17 protein-coding genes and 1 pseudogene are annotated in these 17,546 nt (G+C 51.6%); 12 read left to right on the forward strand and 6 right to left on the reverse strand.

Annotation, left to right across the window (positions count from 1 at the left end):
* Positions 1-19: 19 nt before the first annotated feature.
* The 8 genes from ompR to N7387_RS04255 all read left to right on the forward strand — a co-directional run bounded on the left by ompR (position 20) and on the right by N7387_RS04255 (position 7,294).
* Positions 20-739, forward strand: a complete 720-nt coding sequence (gene ompR, locus N7387_RS04220; RefSeq protein WP_025151548.1) for a two-component system response regulator OmpR — start codon at positions 20-22, stop codon at positions 737-739.
* A complete protein-coding gene (gene envZ, locus N7387_RS04225) occupies positions 736-2,070 on the forward strand; it encodes a two-component system sensor histidine kinase EnvZ (RefSeq protein ID WP_262859609.1) in 1,335 nt (444 codons plus the stop codon). Before ompR ends, envZ begins: the two co-directional genes overlap by 4 nt.
* A 295-nt stretch (positions 2,071-2,365) precedes the next feature.
* Complete coding sequence (gene pstS, locus N7387_RS04230) at positions 2,366-3,406, forward strand: phosphate ABC transporter substrate-binding protein PstS (protein WP_025151546.1); 1,041 nt, start codon at positions 2,366-2,368, stop codon at positions 3,404-3,406.
* Between the two features lie 80 nt (positions 3,407-3,486).
* Positions 3,487-4,443 (forward strand): phosphate ABC transporter permease PstC, encoded by a 957-nt coding sequence (pstC, locus tag N7387_RS04235; RefSeq protein WP_025151545.1) that lies wholly within the window; start codon positions 3,487-3,489, stop codon positions 4,441-4,443.
* Position 4,444: 1 nt separating this feature from the next.
* Positions 4,445-5,332, forward strand: coding sequence for a phosphate ABC transporter permease PstA (gene pstA, locus N7387_RS04240; protein WP_262859607.1), 888 nt, complete (start codon positions 4,445-4,447; stop codon positions 5,330-5,332).
* Between the two features lie 31 nt (positions 5,333-5,363).
* Positions 5,364-6,140, forward strand: coding sequence for a phosphate ABC transporter ATP-binding protein PstB (gene pstB / locus N7387_RS04245; protein ID WP_004237979.1), 777 nt, complete (start codon positions 5,364-5,366; stop codon positions 6,138-6,140).
* Positions 6,141-6,153: 13 nt separating this feature from the next.
* Positions 6,154-6,924 carry a phosphate signaling complex protein PhoU gene (phoU, locus tag N7387_RS04250; RefSeq protein WP_025151543.1) on the forward strand — a complete coding sequence of 257 codons (771 nt, stop codon included), beginning with the start codon at positions 6,154-6,156 and terminating at the stop codon, positions 6,922-6,924.
* A gap of 124 nt (positions 6,925-7,048) precedes the next feature.
* On the forward strand, positions 7,049-7,294 hold the full coding sequence (locus N7387_RS04255) for a zinc-ribbon domain-containing protein (RefSeq protein ID WP_279797145.1): 246 nt from the start codon (positions 7,049-7,051) through the stop codon (positions 7,292-7,294).
* A gap of 32 nt (positions 7,295-7,326) precedes the next feature.
* Here N7387_RS04255 and N7387_RS04260 read toward each other — a convergent pair whose 3' ends face one another.
* From N7387_RS04260 to N7387_RS04280, 6 genes and pseudogenes are all read right to left on the reverse strand, one after another.
* Positions 7,327-8,016: a molecular chaperone gene (locus N7387_RS04260; protein WP_279797147.1), complete on the reverse strand. Its 690-nt coding sequence runs from the start codon at positions 8,014-8,016 to the stop codon at positions 7,327-7,329.
* A gap of 16 nt (positions 8,017-8,032) precedes the next feature.
* Complete coding sequence (locus N7387_RS04265; protein ID WP_279797148.1) at positions 8,033-9,112, reverse strand: fimbrial protein; 1,080 nt, start codon at positions 9,110-9,112, stop codon at positions 8,033-8,035.
* A 9-nt stretch (positions 9,113-9,121) separates the two neighbouring features.
* Complete coding sequence (locus tag N7387_RS21390; protein ID WP_318669549.1) at positions 9,122-9,376, reverse strand: FimD/PapC C-terminal domain-containing protein; 255 nt, start codon at positions 9,374-9,376, stop codon at positions 9,122-9,124.
* Between the two features lie 12 nt (positions 9,377-9,388).
* Positions 9,389-11,632, reverse strand: a pseudogene (locus N7387_RS04270) (fimbria/pilus outer membrane usher protein); the annotation flags it as partial.
* A 14-nt stretch (positions 11,633-11,646) separates the two neighbouring features.
* The gene (locus N7387_RS04275; protein ID WP_279797150.1) at positions 11,647-12,339 is read right to left on the reverse strand and encodes a molecular chaperone; all 693 of its coding nucleotides are present in this window, start codon (positions 12,337-12,339) and stop codon (positions 11,647-11,649) included.
* A 55-nt stretch (positions 12,340-12,394) separates the two neighbouring features.
* On the reverse strand, positions 12,395-12,982 hold the full coding sequence (locus tag N7387_RS04280; RefSeq protein WP_279797152.1) for a fimbrial protein: 588 nt from the start codon (positions 12,980-12,982) through the stop codon (positions 12,395-12,397).
* A gap of 629 nt (positions 12,983-13,611) precedes the next feature.
* Here N7387_RS04280 and N7387_RS04285 point away from each other — a divergent pair.
* The 4 genes from N7387_RS04285 to N7387_RS04300 all read left to right on the forward strand — a co-directional run bounded on the left by N7387_RS04285 (position 13,612) and on the right by N7387_RS04300 (position 17,499).
* A complete protein-coding gene (locus tag N7387_RS04285; RefSeq protein WP_025151537.1) occupies positions 13,612-14,445 on the forward strand; it encodes an ABC transporter substrate-binding protein in 834 nt (277 codons plus the stop codon).
* 77 nt (positions 14,446-14,522) lie between these two features.
* Entirely contained in the window at positions 14,523-15,260 is a 738-nt protein-coding gene (locus N7387_RS04290) for an amino acid ABC transporter permease (protein WP_279797154.1), read from the forward strand.
* A gap of 1 nt (position 15,261) precedes the next feature.
* Positions 15,262-16,035 carry an amino acid ABC transporter permease gene (locus tag N7387_RS04295; protein WP_004237990.1) on the forward strand — a complete coding sequence of 258 codons (774 nt, stop codon included), beginning with the start codon at positions 15,262-15,264 and terminating at the stop codon, positions 16,033-16,035.
* Positions 16,036-16,164: 129 nt separating this feature from the next.
* Positions 16,165-17,499: an NCS2 family permease gene (locus tag N7387_RS04300; RefSeq protein ID WP_025151534.1), complete on the forward strand. Its 1,335-nt coding sequence runs from the start codon at positions 16,165-16,167 to the stop codon at positions 17,497-17,499.
* Positions 17,500-17,546 lie beyond the last annotated feature (47 nt).

Genomic DNA, 17,546 nt, shown 5'->3' on the forward strand with positions numbered 1-17,546 from the left:
ATGAACCCGGGAGTCAAACATGCAGGAAAGTTATAAGGTCCTTGTCGTTGATGATGACATGCGTCTGCGTGCGCTGCTTGAGCGCTATCTGAGTGAGCAGGGTTTCCAGGTCCGTACCGCCGCGAATGCGGAACAAATGGATCGCCTGCTGACGCGTGAATCAATTCATCTTATTGTCCTGGATCTGATGTTACCGGGCGAGGACGGGCTGTCTATCTGCCGCCGTCTGAGAAGTCAGAATAACCCGATTCCGATCATTATGGTGACGGCGAAAGGGGAAGAAGTGGATCGCATTGTCGGGCTGGAAATCGGTGCGGATGATTATATTCCGAAGCCGTTTAACCCGCGTGAACTGCTGGCACGTATCCGCGCGGTGCTGCGCCGTCAGGCGAATGAACTGCCGGGTGCGCCGTCTCAGGATGATGCGGTGATTCAGTTCGGTAAATTCAGACTGAACCTCGGCACCCGTGAGATGTTCCACGAAGATGAAAATATGCCGCTGACCAGCGGTGAGTTCGCGGTGCTGAAAGTGCTGGTGTCTCACCCGCGTGAACCGCTGTCCCGCGATAAGCTGATGAGTCTGGCACGCGGTCGTGAGTACAGCGCAATGGAACGTTCAATCGACGTGCAGATTTCCCGTCTGCGCCGCATGATTGAGGAAGATCCGACACATCCGCGTTATATCCAGACCGTCTGGGGACTGGGTTACGTCTTCGTTCCGGACGGCAACAAGGCATGAAGCGGCTGCGGTTCTCGCCGAGGAGCACCTTTTCACGCTCGTTATTTCTGGTCATTTTCCTGTTGTTTGCAACCATAACAACAAGTTATCTGGCCGTTGTGAACTTTATTGTCATGCCCAGCCTGCAGCAGTTTAACCGGGTGCTGGCCTATGAAGTACGCACACTGATGAGTGAAGAGATGGTGCTGAAGGACGGAACCGCAGTGCGTGTTTCGCCGGCGCTGCGTAAGAAAATTTATGAAGAGCTGGGGATTACCTTTTTTACCGAAAAAACAGCCGATGAGGGCGGATTGCGCTGGGCGCGTCATTTTGAGTCCCTCAGTAAACAGATGAGTCATTATCTGGAAGGTTATGCGGATGTCCGGCTGGAAGTCGGCCGCGATTATCCCGTGCTGTGGCTGAACTCCTATATCGCCCCGGATGTCTGGGTGAGAGTGCCGCTGACCGAAATCGGTCAGGATCAGTTCTCCCCGATCTTCCGTTATATTTTTGCTTTTCTGCTGATTGTCTTTGCCGGGGTCTGGGTGTTTATCCGCTATCAGAACCGTCCGCTGACCGAGCTGGAATCCGCAGCCCGGCAAATCGGTACCGGCGGCCCGCTGGTTCCGGTACGGGAAGCCGGGGCGGCAGAAGTGCGTTCGGTTATCCGTTCGTTTAACCAGATGTCCAGGGATATCAAAACGCTGGAGCAGGATCGCACTGTGCTGATGGCTGGTGTCAGCCATGATTTACGTACACCGCTGACCCGAATCCGCCTGGCAACAGAAATGATGAACCCGGACGATGACTATCTGGCGGAATCCATCAACAATGATATTGAAGAGTGTGACGGCATCATTGAACAGTTTATGGCGTATCTGCGCACCGGCCGTGAGATGGAGATGGTGCATCTGGAACTGACATCTGTCCTCAATGAGGTGATTGAAGCGCACATCCACTCGGATGTCACACTTCAGAATGATGTTATTCAGGCACCGGTTTATCTCACCGGTAACCCGATTGCGATTAAACGTGCACTGGGCAACATGCTGGTCAATGCCACCCGCTACGGTAACGGCTGGATCCGTGTCAGCAGCGGCGAAGACGGGCATTTCGCCTGGTTTCAGGTGGAAGATGACGGCAACGGTATTGATGAGGCGGATATTCCGGACCTGTTCCAGCCGTTTGTGCAGGGTGAAAAAGCGCGCAGTAATAAAGGCACCGGGCTGGGGCTGGCGATTCTGCGCCGGATTGTGGATGCGCATGACGGTAAAATCGAGGTCGGCCGCAGTCAGCGCGGCGGGTTCCGTATCCGCGTGATGCTGCCGCTGCCGGATGACAGAGACGATTAATAATTATGACAGCCGCATGTCATCGTCATATGGCTGTCATAATTCCCCGCAGGACATCCTGCTCTCCGGAGTTTTGCGTTTAATAACAATTAAATCAACGAATTAAATTTATTCCCCGGTATTGTTTCTTTCCGCTATTTTTCCGGTTTTGTGTCCCCGCGCACCTGCAATGTCATAAAACTGTCATATAACCTACATATTATTGTCACCAGATTGTCCTATTTTCCCTCATGTTCCGACATTAACCAGATACAACGTTTATCGTCATTATCTATAAATCCCGTCAGGAGGGATCATGAAACCGATGCGTACCGCAGTAGCCACTGTTATGGCAGCGACACTTTCTCTCTCTGCATTTTCTGCATTTGCCGCGACCAGTCTGACCGGGGCGGGTGCAACATTCCCTGCGCCGGTATATGCGCAGTGGGCTGATACTTACCAGAAAGAAACCGGCAACAAAGTCAACTACCAGGGGATTGGTTCCTCCGGTGGTGTGAAGCAGATTGTCGCCAACACCGTTGATTTCGGAGCGTCAGATGCACCGCTGTCCGAAGATAAACTGGCTGCAGATAATTTATTCCAGTTCCCGACCGTGATCGGCGGTGTAGTACTGGCCGTCAACCTGCCGGGCCTGAAGTCCGGTGAACTGGTGCTCGACGGTAAAACCCTGGGTGATATCTATCTGGGTAACATCAAAAAATGGAATGACCCGGCAATTACCAAACTGAACCCGTCAGTGAAACTGCCGGATCAGGATATCGCCGTTGTCCGCCGTGCGGATGGTTCCGGTACCTCGTTCGTCTTCACCAGCTACCTGTCAAAAGTCAGCCCTGACTGGAAAGAAAAAGTCGGTGCAGGCTCTACTGTTAACTGGCCGGTGGGTCTCGGCGGTAAAGGTAACGACGGTATCGCCGCATTTGTTCAGCGTCTGCCGGGCTCTATCGGTTACGTGGAATACGCCTACGCCAAACAGAATAAACTGGCTTACACCAAACTGATTTCTGCGGACGGTGATGCGGTTTCCCCGACCGGCGAAAGCTTCAGTAACGCAGCGCGTAAAGCCGAGTGGTCAAAAAGTTTCGCTCAGGATTTGACTAACCAGCCGGGTCCGAATGCATGGCCGATTACCTCCACCACCTTCATCCTGGTTCACACTAACCAGAAAGATGCCGCCAAAGGGCAGGAAGTTCTGAAATTCTTTGACTGGGCATACAAGAACGGCGGTGAGCAGGCAGAGAAACTGGATTACGCGGTACTGCCGCAGGAAGTGATTGAACAAATCCGCGCATCATGGAAAACCAGTGTCAAAGACAGCAGCGGTAAGCCGCTGTACTGATACGGCAGATGATGAAGTAACGATTTATCAGTAATCGATCCCCCCGTACCGGGGGGATCTGTGTAAAAACGGAAGCGACTATGGCCGAACTGAAAACGGCAATGAAACCACCAAGCAAACGCGGCGACCAACTTTTCAGTGCCCTGGTAAAACTGGCGGCGCTGATTACGCTATTGTTGCTTGGCGGAATTATTATTTCACTGATTATTGCGTCATGGCCGAGCATTGAAAAATTCGGCTTAGGTTTCTTATGGAATAAAGAGTGGAACCCGCCGGCAGAAGAGTACGGGGCACTGGTACCGATTTACGGCACCATCGTAACCTCGGTTATCGCCCTGCTGATTGCGGTCCCGGTGAGTTTCGGGATTGCGCTGTTCCTGACCGAACTGGCACCGAACTGGCTGCGCCGTCCGCTGGGTATCGCGATCGAGCTGTTAGCCGCTATTCCGAGTATCGTTTATGGCATGTGGGGACTGTTTGTCTTTGCCCCGCTGTTTGCCACCTATTTCCAGCAGCCGGTCGGCGAGGTGATGTCCAGCATCCCGATTGTCGGCGAGCTGTTCTCCGGTCCGGCCTTCGGGATCGGTATCTTGGCAGCGGGCGTTATCCTTGCCATCATGATCATTCCGTATATTGCCTCGGTGATGCGTGATGTGTTCGAGCAGACGCCGGTGATGATGAAAGAATCCGCTTACGGCATCGGCTGTACCACCTGGGAGGTGATCTGGCGGATTGTGCTGCCGTACACCAAGAACGGGGTGATCGGCGGCGTGATGCTGGGTCTGGGCCGCGCCCTGGGGGAGACCATGGCGGTGACCTTTATCATCGGTAACACCTATCAGCTGGACAGCTTCTCGCTGTACATGCCGGGCAACAGTATTACCTCGGCGCTGGCAAACGAGTTCGCGGAAGCGGAATCCGGGCTGCATACCGCGGCATTGATGGAGCTGGGGCTGATTCTGTTTGTCATCACCTTTATCGTTCTTGCTATCTCCAAATTTATGGTGATGCGCCTGAATAAGAAAGAGGGACGCTGAGATGACTGACATGAATATTCAGCAACCGAAAGTGGATATCAGCGCACGGCAGAAACGCCAGTTCTGGCGTCGCCAGAAAAACCGCGTTGCCCTGTTTTTATCCATGTCCACTATGGCATTCGGGCTGTTCTGGTTAATCTGGATCCTGTTCTCGACTGTCACCAAAGGGATGGACGGCATGTCGCTGGCGCTGTTCACCGAAATGACACCGCCGCCGAATACCGAAGGCGGGGGTCTGGCGAACGCCATTGTCGGTTCCGGCCTGCTGATCTTGTGGGCGACCGTTATCGGAACCCCGCTCGGCATTCTTGCCGGGATTTATCTGGCGGAATACGGCCGCAAATCCTGGCTGGCGGAAGTCACCCGGTTTATTAATGACATTTTGTTATCCGCACCGTCGATTGTGGTCGGGCTGTTTGTTTACACCATCGTGGTGATGCAAATGCAGCACTTCTCCGGCTGGGCGGGGGTGATTGCCCTGGCACTGTTACAGATCCCGATTGTTATCCGCACCACGGAAAACATGCTGCGTCTGGTGCCGGACAGTCTGCGCGAAGCGGCGTATGCCCTCGGCACACCAAAATGGAAAATGATTTCAGCGATTACCCTGAAAGCCTCGGTCTCCGGGATTATCACCGGGGTGCTGCTGGCGATTGCCCGTATTGCCGGAGAAACGGCGCCGCTGCTCTTTACCTCCCTCTCCAACCAGTTCTGGAGTACGGATCTGATGCAGCCGATTGCCAACCTGCCGGTCACCATCTTCAAGTTTGCCATGAGTCCGTTTGCGGAATGGCAGAGTCTGGCCTGGGCGGGTGTCCTGCTGATCACACTGTGTGTGCTGTTAATTAATATCGTGGCGCGTGTGCTGTTTGCGAAGAAAAAGCACTGATTAAATGACTGCGGATGAATGAGAGAGAGTCATGAGTAAAATTCAAAACGTAACTGAAAGCAAAATTCAGGTTCGTGATCTGAACTTCTATTACGGTCAGTTCCACGCGCTGAAAAATATCTCGCTGGATATCGCCAAAAATAAAGTCACGGCTTTTATCGGCCCGTCCGGTTGCGGGAAATCGACCCTGCTGCGCACCTTCAACAAAATGTACGCGCTGTATAATGAACAGCGTGCGGAAGGGGAAATCCTGCTGGATGGTACCAATATTCTGACAGATACCCAGGATATCGCGTTATTACGCGCCAAAGTCGGCATGGTGTTCCAGAAACCGACGCCGTTCCCGATGTCCATCTATGACAACATTGCCTTTGGTGTCCGTCTGTTTGAAAAACTGCCGCGCGCCGAGATGGATGAGCGGGTGCAGTGGGCGCTGACCAAAGCGGCGCTGTGGAACGAAACCAAAGATAAACTGCATCAGAGCGGCTACAGCCTCTCCGGCGGTCAGCAGCAGCGTCTGTGTATTGCCCGCGGTATTGCTATCCGCCCTGAGGTTCTGCTGCTGGATGAGCCGTGCTCGGCGCTGGATCCAATTTCCACCGGGCGTATTGAAGAGCTTATCAGCGAGCTGAAATCGGAATATACCGTGGTGATCGTCACCCATAACATGCAGCAGGCGGCGCGCTGTTCTGACCATACTGCGTTTATGTATCTGGGCGAACTGATTGAATTCAGTGATACTGATACCCTGTTTACCACCCCGGGCAAGAAACAAACCGAAGATTACATCACCGGTCGTTATGGCTGATGCGGAGACAATCATGGAAAATCTGAATCACAATAAACATATTTCCGGGCAGTTTAATGCTGAATTAGAGCATATCCGCACAGAAATGATGACGATGGGCGGGCTGGTGGAAGAGCAGCTCAGCAAAGCGATCACTGCTATGCATAACCAGGATGAAGACCTGGCGCGTGAGGTTATCGCCGGTGACAAGCAGGTCAACATCATGGAAGTGATGATTGATGAAGCCTGTGTCCGTATTATTGCCAAACGCCAGCCGACGGCGAGCGACCTGCGCCTGATTATGGCGATCTCCAAAACCATTGCCGAGCTGGAACGCATCGGGGATGTGGCGGACAAAATTGCCAAAACTGCGCTGGAAAAATTTTCACATCAGCATCAGCCGCTGCTGGTCAGTCTGGAATCTCTCGGCCGCCATGCCATTCAGATGCTGCATGATGTGCTGGATGCCTTTGCGCGGATGGATATTCAGGAAGCTATCCGCATCTACCGCGAAGATCAGAAAGTGGATCAGGAATATGAAGGGATTGTCCGTCAGTTAATGACCTATATGATGGAAGATCCGCGCACTATCCCGAGTGTCCTGACCGCACTGTTCTGTGCCCGCTCTATCGAGCGTATCGGTGACCGCTGCCAGAATATCTGTGAATTTATCTTCTATTACGTGAAGGGGCAGGATTTCCGTCATGTGAAAGGGGATGATGTGGAACGTATCCTGCTCGGTGAGCATGTGATTGAAGTTTCCGCGCATAGTAATAACGGCGAAAAAGGGAATGATCCGGCATAACAGGATTGCTTCTCCGGCGATATTGTCTGTTTTTGTAAAAGTCCCTGTCCTGATTTGACCCTGGAGTTAACTCCGGGGTTTATACTTTCTGAAACAGACAAAACAGTGTTTCCGGAGGTGTACGATGGGTTTATTCAGCCGGTTTTTTAACAGCGGGGGCGGATCCGGTCACGGGAACCGCAGCAGCGGTCATGGCCGCAAGCACGGTAATACGGGTTACAATAAGCATGGTCGTGACAATAATGGTTACCCGGAGCAGTTAAGCAATAACGCTGAGCAGACTATCACCGGATATTGTCAGAAATGCGGTACCGGCTATCCGCCGGACAGCCGTTTCTGCGGGCGGTGCGGTAATGCCCTCAATCCGTAAGGCAAATGCCGGTCATCACCTGACCGGCATGTTCAATTCAGTTTTTTCTCTGTCCGCACATTGCGTCCTTTATCATTAATGCTGATCAGCGTGACGGACTCTCCTGCAGATAATTGCCCTGTATATGCCACCCGGCTCTCTGAATAAGGGGCGAGCATCACGGTGCTGATATGTGACGGTGTATTATCTCCGCCGGAGACGAGCGCGGATAATGTGAAATAGTAAGGCGCCGGATTTTTCAGAATCAGCGTTTCTCCAGATAAAGAGGCAGAAATCTGTTCCGGAACCGCATCCGGCGGCAGCGAAAGGTCATCCGGCCGGTAAAACAGCTTTATCCGTGTCCGCAGGGCAAATTGCAGGGTATTACCGGTGGTGGTTGTCTTCGCCGGAATATCCACCACATTGAGATAAAAAACCGATTCCCGGTCGCGGGGCAGGCTGTTTGCCAGAACACGGATTTTCAGTTGCTGCCCGCCGCCTCCGGCGATCCGCGTCACCGGCGGCACCACCATAAACGGGGCGCTGCTGGTTTCCGGCGAGGAATTGATATCCCCCTCATCCACCCAGCTCTGCACCAGTGATGGCATGTCTCCGCTGTTGGTCAGCTGGATCTCTGCATTTTCCTGATTGCCCGGGTAAATCACCCGTGTGGTATTGATGACAACACCGGCGTATCCCGCCTGCATGCACAGGAGCAGAATGATAAGAATGCCTGTCCGCATCGTGTCCTCCGGCGGTTCAGTTGTAGGAGAAAACCAGGGTCGCGGAACTGCTCATTTTTCCCTGTGTCACCGTACCCGGACTGTAGGGATAGTAATACGCGCCGAGATCGACAGAGAAAGCCGGTGAGACTGCGCTGCCTTTGGCGGCAGTGAAAATACTGGTGGCACTGCCCTGAGCATTGGCACTGTCAGAAAACTGCACCGGGCTGCTGAGGTTACCGGCTTTCACCACGCGGAAGCCGACACCACCGGCACCGCCGGAAACGGTATTGGTCAGCACGGTTTTGTCGGACGGCTGTAAATTGGACGACGACAGGAACATGGCAATATCCCGGGACGCAGTGTTACCCGTGAGGAGGCCGTCACAGGTAAAATTGAGGCGGAACGGGGTGTATCCGGCTTTATCGGTGGTTTTAACGGCATTGATACTCATCAGCGGCAGACTGACAGTCAGCCCGGCATTGGTAAAGGTACAGGTGGTCACCGGTGGATTGTAAGTAACCTGCACCGGCTGCAAAAACATATCATTCGGATCAGCCGGCCATTGCAGCGTCAGTAAAAACTGCAAAATCTTACTGACAAGCGCAGCCAGCCAGCCCACCAGCCCCAGCGTGGTGGCATCAGAGGCAAAAATGACTGGTGTAATCGTCACTGTATCACCCGGGACTTTGGTGTAGTTACCGGTTGGTGTAGTGACGAGATCAAAACGCAGTGTGAAACCGGTATTGAGTTCTGTCCCGTTGTGAGTACCTGCTGCCAGGCCGGAAACACTCTTTTTTGTCTGAGCCGTCAGGGTGATATTGACGAGTTGTGCGCCGTTATTAAATCCGATTGTTGCTGTCCGGCCATTAAAAGGGGAGTCGATTCCGATGGTATTCGGAAACAGCACCACTGCTGTCGTACAGGTAAACTGGCCGCTGAAGTTGGTCTGAGATACTTTCGATACGGTTGTGGTGGCGCCGATCAAATCAGCCGAAAGATCCAGCACCACGGCCGGCGCTGTCTGGGTGGATGTTACCGAACAGGTGGCATAAGCGGCCCTGCTGCTTATCACCGTCAGGAATAAAAGTAATACAGCGGCGGATGTTTTCATCATTGTTTCCTTTTACCGGCAGATGTTGTGATTTTTATCCGGCGTGACCACCGGATTGCGGATAACACACTGCTGTTTCCCGTCTGCCGTCAGTTTTATAATCAGTGAAGACGGCAACTGCCCGCTTTTCAGATAGAGCAACCCGGACTGCCCGACATACCCCAGCGGCTGATGCTGTTCATCGGTCACTTCTGTGCCGAACGGCAGTGTGCCGCCGTTTTCCCGTGCCGCCCGCAGAATGAAAGTCTGGCGCGGATCGGTTTCCATGCGGATATAACTGACCGCGCCTTTATACGGGCTGACCTGACCGATATTACCGGTCACTTCGGCACCGGAACTTTTTTCTGTGTCTGACAGGGTGTAAGAGTTGGCGCGGTAAGGGACGGATTGTGTCATCAGTACCACACCCTCACTGTTTGTCAGGGATGCTTTATCGGAATTCACCATCCGGTTACCGGCCTGCGGGGCATCAATAATGGTATAGGTATTGCCGGTGTCACCGGACATGGCGATATGGCCAGGGATCGCGACGATAGTTCCTTTTGCCCCGGCACCCGCCTGACGGTAATCGTTACCCTCACTGAATGAGCCGGACAGGGTGCTGTACGGGTTGCGGTAAGTAAGGTTCGCGCCCGCCAGGTTACTGCCGCCGTTCTGGTTTGAGCCGGTCAGCGTGTAGTTAACCAAATCATCTTTACCGGCGGTTCCGCTCAGGCTGACCGTTGTTTGCTGATAACGGGAATCGGTGGCGTAAATACCGCTGCTGAGAGAGGCATTTTTGCCGAAAACAGAAATTGGCACGCTGACATTCAGGTAAAACCGGGTTTCATTTTTATCATCAAAATTGCGGGTGCGTGATGCAGACACGGTATAACTGATATCGTTATAACTGTTTGAATATCCAAGCTGATATTCCCGGTTGCTGCCGCCGGAATTCCAGTAATCCCGGTGTGTGCCGGAGATATAAATCACCCCCCGGTTCTCGCCCAGATACTGATTTAAATTCACGGTGAAGGTATTTTTAGCCCGCGCACCGCGCATGGCATCCATCGTCATCAGATCCGGTATTTGACGCGGCGTGTTATCGGTGAGGTTTTCCTGTTCATTGCGATACGCATCCCACGCCCGGTAGTTATTCTACTGATAGATAGCGTCGGTGAAACTGTAAAAATTCCCGGTGGAGTAGCGGTATGTCGCGAGAGTCAGGTTTGTTGAGGTGGTGCTGACAAACTTACTGTAGGCAATACGATAGCTCTGGCCGCTTTTGCGGCCGGTTTTAAAGTCCGCATCCGCCTGCGTCACATCAACAGAAAGCGCGCCAAACGGCAGATTCCAGGCGCTTCCCGCCAGAAGAGAGCGGTAATCTTTTCCGGCAATCCCGCCGGTATACAGTGTCACGGTATTATTCAGCCCGTAACGGAATTCCCCCTGCACAAACGCCGGGCGGTAGTGTGTATTATCCAGCCGGGCCTGACCGGCGGTCAGACTGTAATTATAAATTCCCTCTTTCAGCATATCGGGTACAGCGGAGAAGGGGACGGTAAATGATTCTTTCCGTCCGTCCGCTTCCTGAATAATGACAGAAAAATCGCCGCTGCCGCCGGTCGGCTGAATATCACGGAACATAAACTCACCCGGCGGCACGTTTTCCTGAAAAATAAGGTTTCCGTTCTGGTAAATACTGACGAGGGCATTCGTCTGAGCAACACCCCGGATGATTGGTGCGAATCCCTGACCGGATGGCGGCAGCATATTCATATCCGTTGCCAGTGATGCGCCTCTGAATTTAAAACTGCCGAACAGAGAAGGCGGTGTATAAAAATCCCCCAGCGTCAGCGCAGATAAAATATGGCTGATCGGACGGTAAAGGTAACGGCTGTTATTTTTCCAGCCTTTCTGTCCGCCGGAATAAGAGGTATAAACCGATTCATCGCGGAATTGCCAGACACCGAGGTTCAGCCCGGAATTTACCGTGGCAAAAAAGCTGTCATTACTCTGTTTGTTATTCTTTTTTTGTCTGGCGTTATAGTAATTGACGTTATAGCCGAGAATAACGGCAGGCTGCCCGTGATCCCATAATTCCGGGTCAATATAACCGGCATCGGCAGTCTTTACCCCGATTTGCGGCACGGACAAATCTAACCGCAATGTACTTTTATTCAGGTGATAAGTCAGTCCGGCAGTCAGCTCATCTGCCGGTACCGGTTGTTTCTCTGCGGATAATTTTTTCGCATCATCTGAAAGATTCAGCCCGAGCTTATTAATATCCGCCGGCTGAAAATTCAGGGCATTATTATGCTCTCCCACTTCAACGGTAAACTGGCCTTTCCAGGTGTTATTGACATAAACGTCCATCAGCTGATCGCCGGATGGTAGTGTATTTTCCTGATATAAACGTGAAATATCCCCTTTAGCGGATTCACCGGCCAGCAGGGTGGTATCGAATTCTTCCGTAACGCCTTCGCGGGGATAGCTCCATAATCCGGCAATAATCAGAATCGGCAGGCAGTGTTGTGTTTTCACGTTATTATCGTCCGTCAGAAGGTAATATTCTTCGACTTATACACACCGTAATCATCGACATAGGTTACTGAGGCATTACGGGCCGCGGGTTTATTTTTCAGTGGTAATTGTTTCTCAGAAAAGGGCGGGATCATGTCGGCGGCAGCCAGCCATGTGTGACTGCTGTCATTAGCATTGACCGCCGCAATAGTGAAATGATACGGGGAATTATTGGTGACGGATAAATGGTCACCATTAAGCCGCCACTGAGTATTATCAATAACCGTTTCCGGATTTGCCGTCAGCTCGGCAGGGCGGTAAAACAGCTTTATCCGTGACCGCAGGGCTACCTGTAACACACTTTTTCCTTTGGCATTGGCGGGGGTGGCCGGAATATCCAGCACACTGAGATAAAAGACACTTTCCCGGTCATCCGGTAATTTTTCATTATTTTTCTTTATTTTAAGCTGCTGCCCCTGCATACCGTCTATTTTGACAATCGGCGGATAAACATAAAACGGGGAACGGCTGTTTTCCGGTGTGGCATTAATATCACCGTCATCTGTCCAGCTCTGGGCTAATGACGATGTCTGGCTGTTGTTATTCAGCTGAACAGTAATGCTGTCATTTTCTTCATGATAAATAAGCCGCGTTCCGTTAATCACGATATTAGCGGCGGCATTACCGGATAAAATAAGCATCATCAGAAAAAAGAATCGGTGTTTCATTATATTCCCCTGTAAACAGTCAGGCTTTTTGACAAGCCTGACTGTCTGACAATGGTTATAAATAAGAGACTGTATAAATCACGTTGGAATGTACAGGCCCGACTTTTGCCGGAGAGGTATTGGTTTTGTAATAACTGGCAATTAATGTCACCTGATCCGATGCCGGAGCGGTTTTATCTCCCTTCACTCCGGTGTCATATGCTGCATTCAGTGAAAGTGCCACTGACGGTGCGGTTGTTGACGATAAACTGAACCCGACATTTTTCGCGACGGACGGATCCCCTTCATTAACAGTATCGTTAATCAGGTAATTTCCGGTTGACGATATATTATTGGGGGATTCGAAATGTATTTTCAGGTTACTTCCGGGCGGTACTGATGCGGGCGCACAATCAGAAAATGTCATGGTAAAGGCTTTCTGATTTTTGGTAATGACGGTATTTGCGGTTACCCCGGCATCCGTTACGGTAATCGGATCTAATAATACGGCGAAGTCGGCGCTGTTGCCTCCGTTTATGGTACAGGTGGTATCACTGATAGCACCTGTGATGTTTATAATTCCGCCCGCAGCGGTGACCGCAGACGCTGAACCTGAAAAAAAGGCGGCAGAAACTAATGCCGTAATAAGCGTTTTCTTTAACATGGTTAACTCCGGTAAAAATAAGATACCAGACTGAAAAAAATAAGAGGCTATTTTTGCGGATTTTCATTTAAAGAGACCAATAATAATCAGTCTCTTTAAATTTAGAATCATCAGGTATATTTACCAGTACTTAATTTTGAATTTTACAGATATGTGATTATTGTCAAGATTTATAAATTTACACGCTCATAATGTGTATTTTCTTCATAAGTTCGAATTCATTTTTTATTTTGGTGACAATGGAAAGATAAATATACAGATAATAAGATGTGATTGTTTATTAACAGGTTGCTGATAAATAATTTCTTTTGGATATTAATTTTAATTAACAACAGTATGGGTTGTTAAGTATCGCTTATCAGGATCATGAAATATTTCAGCGGGGAAAATAACGTATGATTTTATTTCAATAAATAATCATAAATTATGTAATTAGTTTTTTTAATAAGAATGGATGTATTACAAATAACAGGTGTTATTGAGGGAGGCAGTCTGTCCTGTGTTCATCTTAGAACAATCAGTTATGGAATTATTCTTTCTTAGTATTTCAGGAACTAAGCGGGAGTTGATAGCGTGAGATGGTGATTTACACAAATTGACGTTTTCCGTGACTGATTCCAGGGGTGTGTATGAAACCGACATTATTTGTTCCGGCTCTGCTTGCTGGTTTAGCATTAGTAAGTGGTACAGCACAGGCTGATAAGCTTGATGACATTCAGAAAGCCGGCGTGATCCGTATTTCGGTTTTTGACAGCAACCCGCCGTTCGGCTTTATCGATCCGCAGACCAAAAAACTGGCCGGTTATGACGTGGATATTGCACAGGCTGTTGCTGATGACCTCGGTGTGAAGCTGGAACTGCGCCCGACCAACCCCGCAAACCGTATTCCGCTGCTGGTCTCCGGCAAAGTGGATTTAATCGGGGCGAACTTCACGATTACCGATGAGCGTGCCAAACAGGTGGATTTTTCCATTCCTGATTTTCAGACCGGACAAAAATTTATTGCCCGCAAAGGCGTGCTGAAAACCCCGGAAGATGTGGCAAAACTGCGCATCGGTGCGGATAAAGGCACCGTTCAGGAAGTGACGCTGCGCGAGAAATATCCGGGCACCAAAGTGATTTCTTATGATGATACCCCGCTGGCGTTCGCCGCGCTGCGTAATGGTAACGTTGATGCTATCACGCAGGATGATGCCAAACTGGTCGGGCTGCTGGGTAACCTGCCGGAGTCAGTAAAAGCGGAGTTTGAACTCTCGCCGTTCAGTCTGACCCGTGAATACCAGGCACTGGCGGCACCGAAAGGGGAAACCCGTCTGGTGGAAGCGGTAAACAAAACCCTGCTGAAACTCGAAAGTGAGGGTAAATCACAGCAGATTTATAACCAGTGGTTTGGTCCGGGCACCAAAGCCGAACAACCGCGCGGTGAATTTAAGTTTGCTCCGCTGGCTGATCAGCCGAAGTAATGTGAGTGTGTTTTCTGAATCAGGCCTCACTCCGGTGAGGCTTCCTGCATTTCTGCGGCAACAGACGGGATGAGCGGATGTTTGAGCAATTTATAAGTGCGCACTTACTTGCGCCGGAGTATCTGGGGTGGCTGGGGCAGGGGTTTGTGATCACCCTGCTTATCTCATTCTGGACGATTCTCGCGGCGACACTGCTGGGTTTTCTGCTGGTGGCCGGGCGGGACAGTCAGTTCGCGCCGCTCCGCTGGTTAGTCAGTGCTTACACCAGTGTATTCCGGAATACGCCGCTGCTGGTGCAGCTGTTTTTCTGGTATTTCGCTTCCGGGGAAATTCTGCCGCAGGCGCTGAAAATCTGGCTGAATACGCCGCATGAAATTGAACTGGCGGGGCTGACACTCGCCTGGCCGTCATTTGAATTTATCGCCGGATGGTTCGGGCTGACACTCTATTCCGCGCCGTTTATTGCGGAAGAATTACGGGCGGGGATTGCCGGGGTCGGGCGTCAGCAAAAATCAGCCGCGCTGGCGCTCGGGCTGACACCGTGGCAGTCCATGTGTTATGTGGTGCTGCCGCAGGCGGTCAGAATCGCCATGCCGCCGCTGCTCGGGCAGTATATGAATGTAGTGAAAAACTCGTCCCTGACGATGGCAATCGGGGTGGCTGAACTCTCTTATGCATCACGTCAGGTGGAAAGTCAGTCCTTGCAAACCTTTGAAGCCTTCGGGGTTGCGACGATCCTCTATATCGCCATTATTGCGGTGATGGAAGCCTTCGGGCAGTGGCGGACACAACGGGCGCTGGCACAGGGGCATTAAGATGGATTTTTCCGTAATTCGTGATAACTGGGAATACCTGCTGTTCGGTACGTTCCCGGACGGCCCGCTTGAGGGCGCGGCACTGACACTGGTGATCAGCCTGATTGCCGGGGCCATTTCTGTCGTGCTCGGGACTATCGGCGGGGTGATGCTGGCAATGCTGCGTGGCTGGTGGGTAAACCTGTTCGCGGCATTTCTCGGGTTTTTCCGTGCGATTCCCATCATTATGCTGATATTTTGGGTCTATTTCCTGCTGCCGATCGCCTTTGGTGTGGATGTGCCGGAAATCACCACGGTAGTCTGTGCGCTGGCGCTGGTCACCTCTGCTTATATTGCCCACGGTGTGAAGGCCGGTATTCTGGCGATCGGCAAAGGGCAGTGGCAGGCGGGGATGTCCCTCGGTTTCAGCCGGTGGGAAGTGCTGTGGCATATTGTGTTGCCGCAGGCGCTGCGGATGATGATCCCGTCCTTTATTAATCAGTGGATTGCGCTGATTAAAGACACCTCGCTGGCCTATATCGTCGGTGTGGGGGAGTTGTCATTCCTCGCGTCTCAGGTCAATAACCGCAGTATGGTCTACCCGACAGAGATTTTCCTGTTTGTCGCTTTTATCTATTTTGTGATGTGTTCGGGGCTGGAGTTGGGGGCAAATGCCCTGATGCGCCGTTATTCATTACAGCGGCAGCCTCGTCAGTCATGGCTTGCCCGCCTGTTTGGCAGGGGAAGAGAGAAACCGGTGCGGCTGTCAGAAAAACCGGCATCCTGTTCATCATAAGTTTGATCAATAACAATCCCGGCATCGTTAATGGCCGGGATTTTCCCGCAATGAAACGCAAACGTTTTCTTTTTTAAAATGATGCGGTAGGATAAGCCGAAAAAAACAAATTTCCGGGACTCCTTATTCATGACTACTCCGACTTCCGGCACTGATCCTCATCAGGGCCTGCTCCAGCGCGTGTTTAAATTACAGGAACACGGCACCACTGTCCGCACAGAAGTTATTGCCGGGCTGACCACTTTCCTCACCATGGTGTATATCATCTTTGTAAACCCGCAGATCCTCTCGTTCGCCGGGATGGATATCAAAGCGGTGTTTGTCACCACCTGTCTGATTGCGGCCATCGGCAGTATCGGGATGGGGTTATTTGCTAACCTGCCGGTGGCGGTTGCGCCGGCAATGGGGCTGAATGCCTTTTTCGCCTTTGTGGTGGTGGGTGCAATGCACTACTCCTGGGAAGTGGCGATGGGCGCGATTTTCTGGGGCGCGGTCGGGTTGTTTATTCTGACCTTACTGCGCATCCGTTACTGGCTGATTGCTCATATCCCGCTGAGTCTGCGGGTCGGGATCACCAGCGGTATCGGGCTGTTTATCGCCATGATGGGGCTGAAAAACGCCGGTATTATTGTGCCGAACCCGGATACCCTGGTGACTATCGGTAAGTTTACCGATCACAGTGTGGTGCTGGGCGCGCTGGGCTTCTTTATTATCGCCATTCTGGCGGCGCGTAATATTCACGCGGCGGTGCTGGTCTCGATTGTGGTGACAACCTCCATCGGGCTTTTCCTCGGGGATGTCACTTACAAGGGCGTGTTTGATGTACCGCCGGGAATTACCTCGGTTGTCGGCCATGTCGATATCATGGGTGCGCTGGATGTATCCCTCGCCGGGATTATCTTCTCGTTTATGCTGGTGAACCTGTTTGATTCCTCCGGTACGCTGATCGGCGTGACTGATAAGGCTGGGCTGGCGGATGAAAAAGGCCGTTTCCCGAACATGAAAAAAGCGCTGTATGTGGACAGTATCAGCTCCGTCGCCGGTTCTGCGATGGGGACATCCTCTGTGACCGCATTTATTGAAAGTACTTCCGGGGTTTCCGTCGGCGGCCGTACCGGCCTGACCGCCATTGTGGTCGGTCTGCTGTTCCTCGCGGCGATCTTTATTTCTCCGCTGGCAGCCATGGTACCGGCTTATGCGACTGCCGGGGCGCTGATTTATGTCGGCGTGCTGATGACCTCCAGCCTGGTGCGCGTGAATTGGAATGATCTGACTGAATCGGTTCCGGCATTTGTGACTGCCGTGATGATGCCGTTCAGTTTCTCTATCACTGAAGGGATTGCATTAGGGTTTATCGCTTACTGTGCAATGAAGCTGGGTACCGGCCGCTGGCGTGAGCTGAACCTGTGTGTGGTGGTGGTATCACTGCTGTTTATTCTGAAAATGGTGTTTGTGGACGCCTGATTCAGGCCTGTCAGTAAGATGTGAAAAAACCGCGCGGTGAATACCGG

Origin of the sequence: Morganella sp. GD04133 (assembly GCF_029835375.1) — a bacterium.
Classification (GTDB): Bacteria; Pseudomonadota; Gammaproteobacteria; order Enterobacterales; family Enterobacteriaceae; genus Morganella; species Morganella morganii_B.

Bases quoted from the DNA above. Each gene is read 5' to 3' on its own strand.
- ompR (WP_025151548.1), top strand. From the start codon at position 20: ATGCAGGAAAGTTATAAGGTCCTTGTCGTTGATGATGACATGCGTCTG.
- envZ (WP_262859609.1), top strand. From the start codon at position 736: ATGAAGCGGCTGCGGTTCTCGCCGAGGAGCACCTTTTCACGCTCGTTA.
- pstS (WP_025151546.1), top strand. From the start codon at position 2,366: ATGAAACCGATGCGTACCGCAGTAGCCACTGTTATGGCAGCGACACTT.
- pstC (WP_025151545.1), top strand. From the start codon at position 3,487: ATGGCCGAACTGAAAACGGCAATGAAACCACCAAGCAAACGCGGCGAC.
- pstA (WP_262859607.1), top strand. From the start codon at position 4,445: ATGACTGACATGAATATTCAGCAACCGAAAGTGGATATCAGCGCACGG.
- pstB (WP_004237979.1), top strand. From the start codon at position 5,364: ATGAGTAAAATTCAAAACGTAACTGAAAGCAAAATTCAGGTTCGTGAT.
- phoU (WP_025151543.1), top strand. From the start codon at position 6,154: ATGGAAAATCTGAATCACAATAAACATATTTCCGGGCAGTTTAATGCT.
- N7387_RS04255 (WP_279797145.1), top strand. From the start codon at position 7,049: ATGGGTTTATTCAGCCGGTTTTTTAACAGCGGGGGCGGATCCGGTCAC.
- N7387_RS04260 (WP_279797147.1), bottom strand. From the start codon at position 8,016: ATGCGGACAGGCATTCTTATCATTCTGCTCCTGTGCATGCAGGCGGGA.
- N7387_RS04265 (WP_279797148.1), bottom strand. From the start codon at position 9,112: ATGATGAAAACATCCGCCGCTGTATTACTTTTATTCCTGACGGTGATA.
- N7387_RS21390 (WP_318669549.1), bottom strand. From the start codon at position 9,376: ATGGAAACCGATCCGCGCCAGACTTTCATTCTGCGGGCGGCACGGGAA.
- N7387_RS04275 (WP_279797150.1), bottom strand. From the start codon at position 12,339: ATGAAACACCGATTCTTTTTTCTGATGATGCTTATTTTATCCGGTAAT.
- N7387_RS04280 (WP_279797152.1), bottom strand. From the start codon at position 12,982: ATGTTAAAGAAAACGCTTATTACGGCATTAGTTTCTGCCGCCTTTTTT.
- N7387_RS04285 (WP_025151537.1), top strand. From the start codon at position 13,612: ATGAAACCGACATTATTTGTTCCGGCTCTGCTTGCTGGTTTAGCATTA.
- N7387_RS04290 (WP_279797154.1), top strand. From the start codon at position 14,523: ATGTTTGAGCAATTTATAAGTGCGCACTTACTTGCGCCGGAGTATCTG.
- N7387_RS04295 (WP_004237990.1), top strand. From the start codon at position 15,262: ATGGATTTTTCCGTAATTCGTGATAACTGGGAATACCTGCTGTTCGGT.
- N7387_RS04300 (WP_025151534.1), top strand. From the start codon at position 16,165: ATGACTACTCCGACTTCCGGCACTGATCCTCATCAGGGCCTGCTCCAG.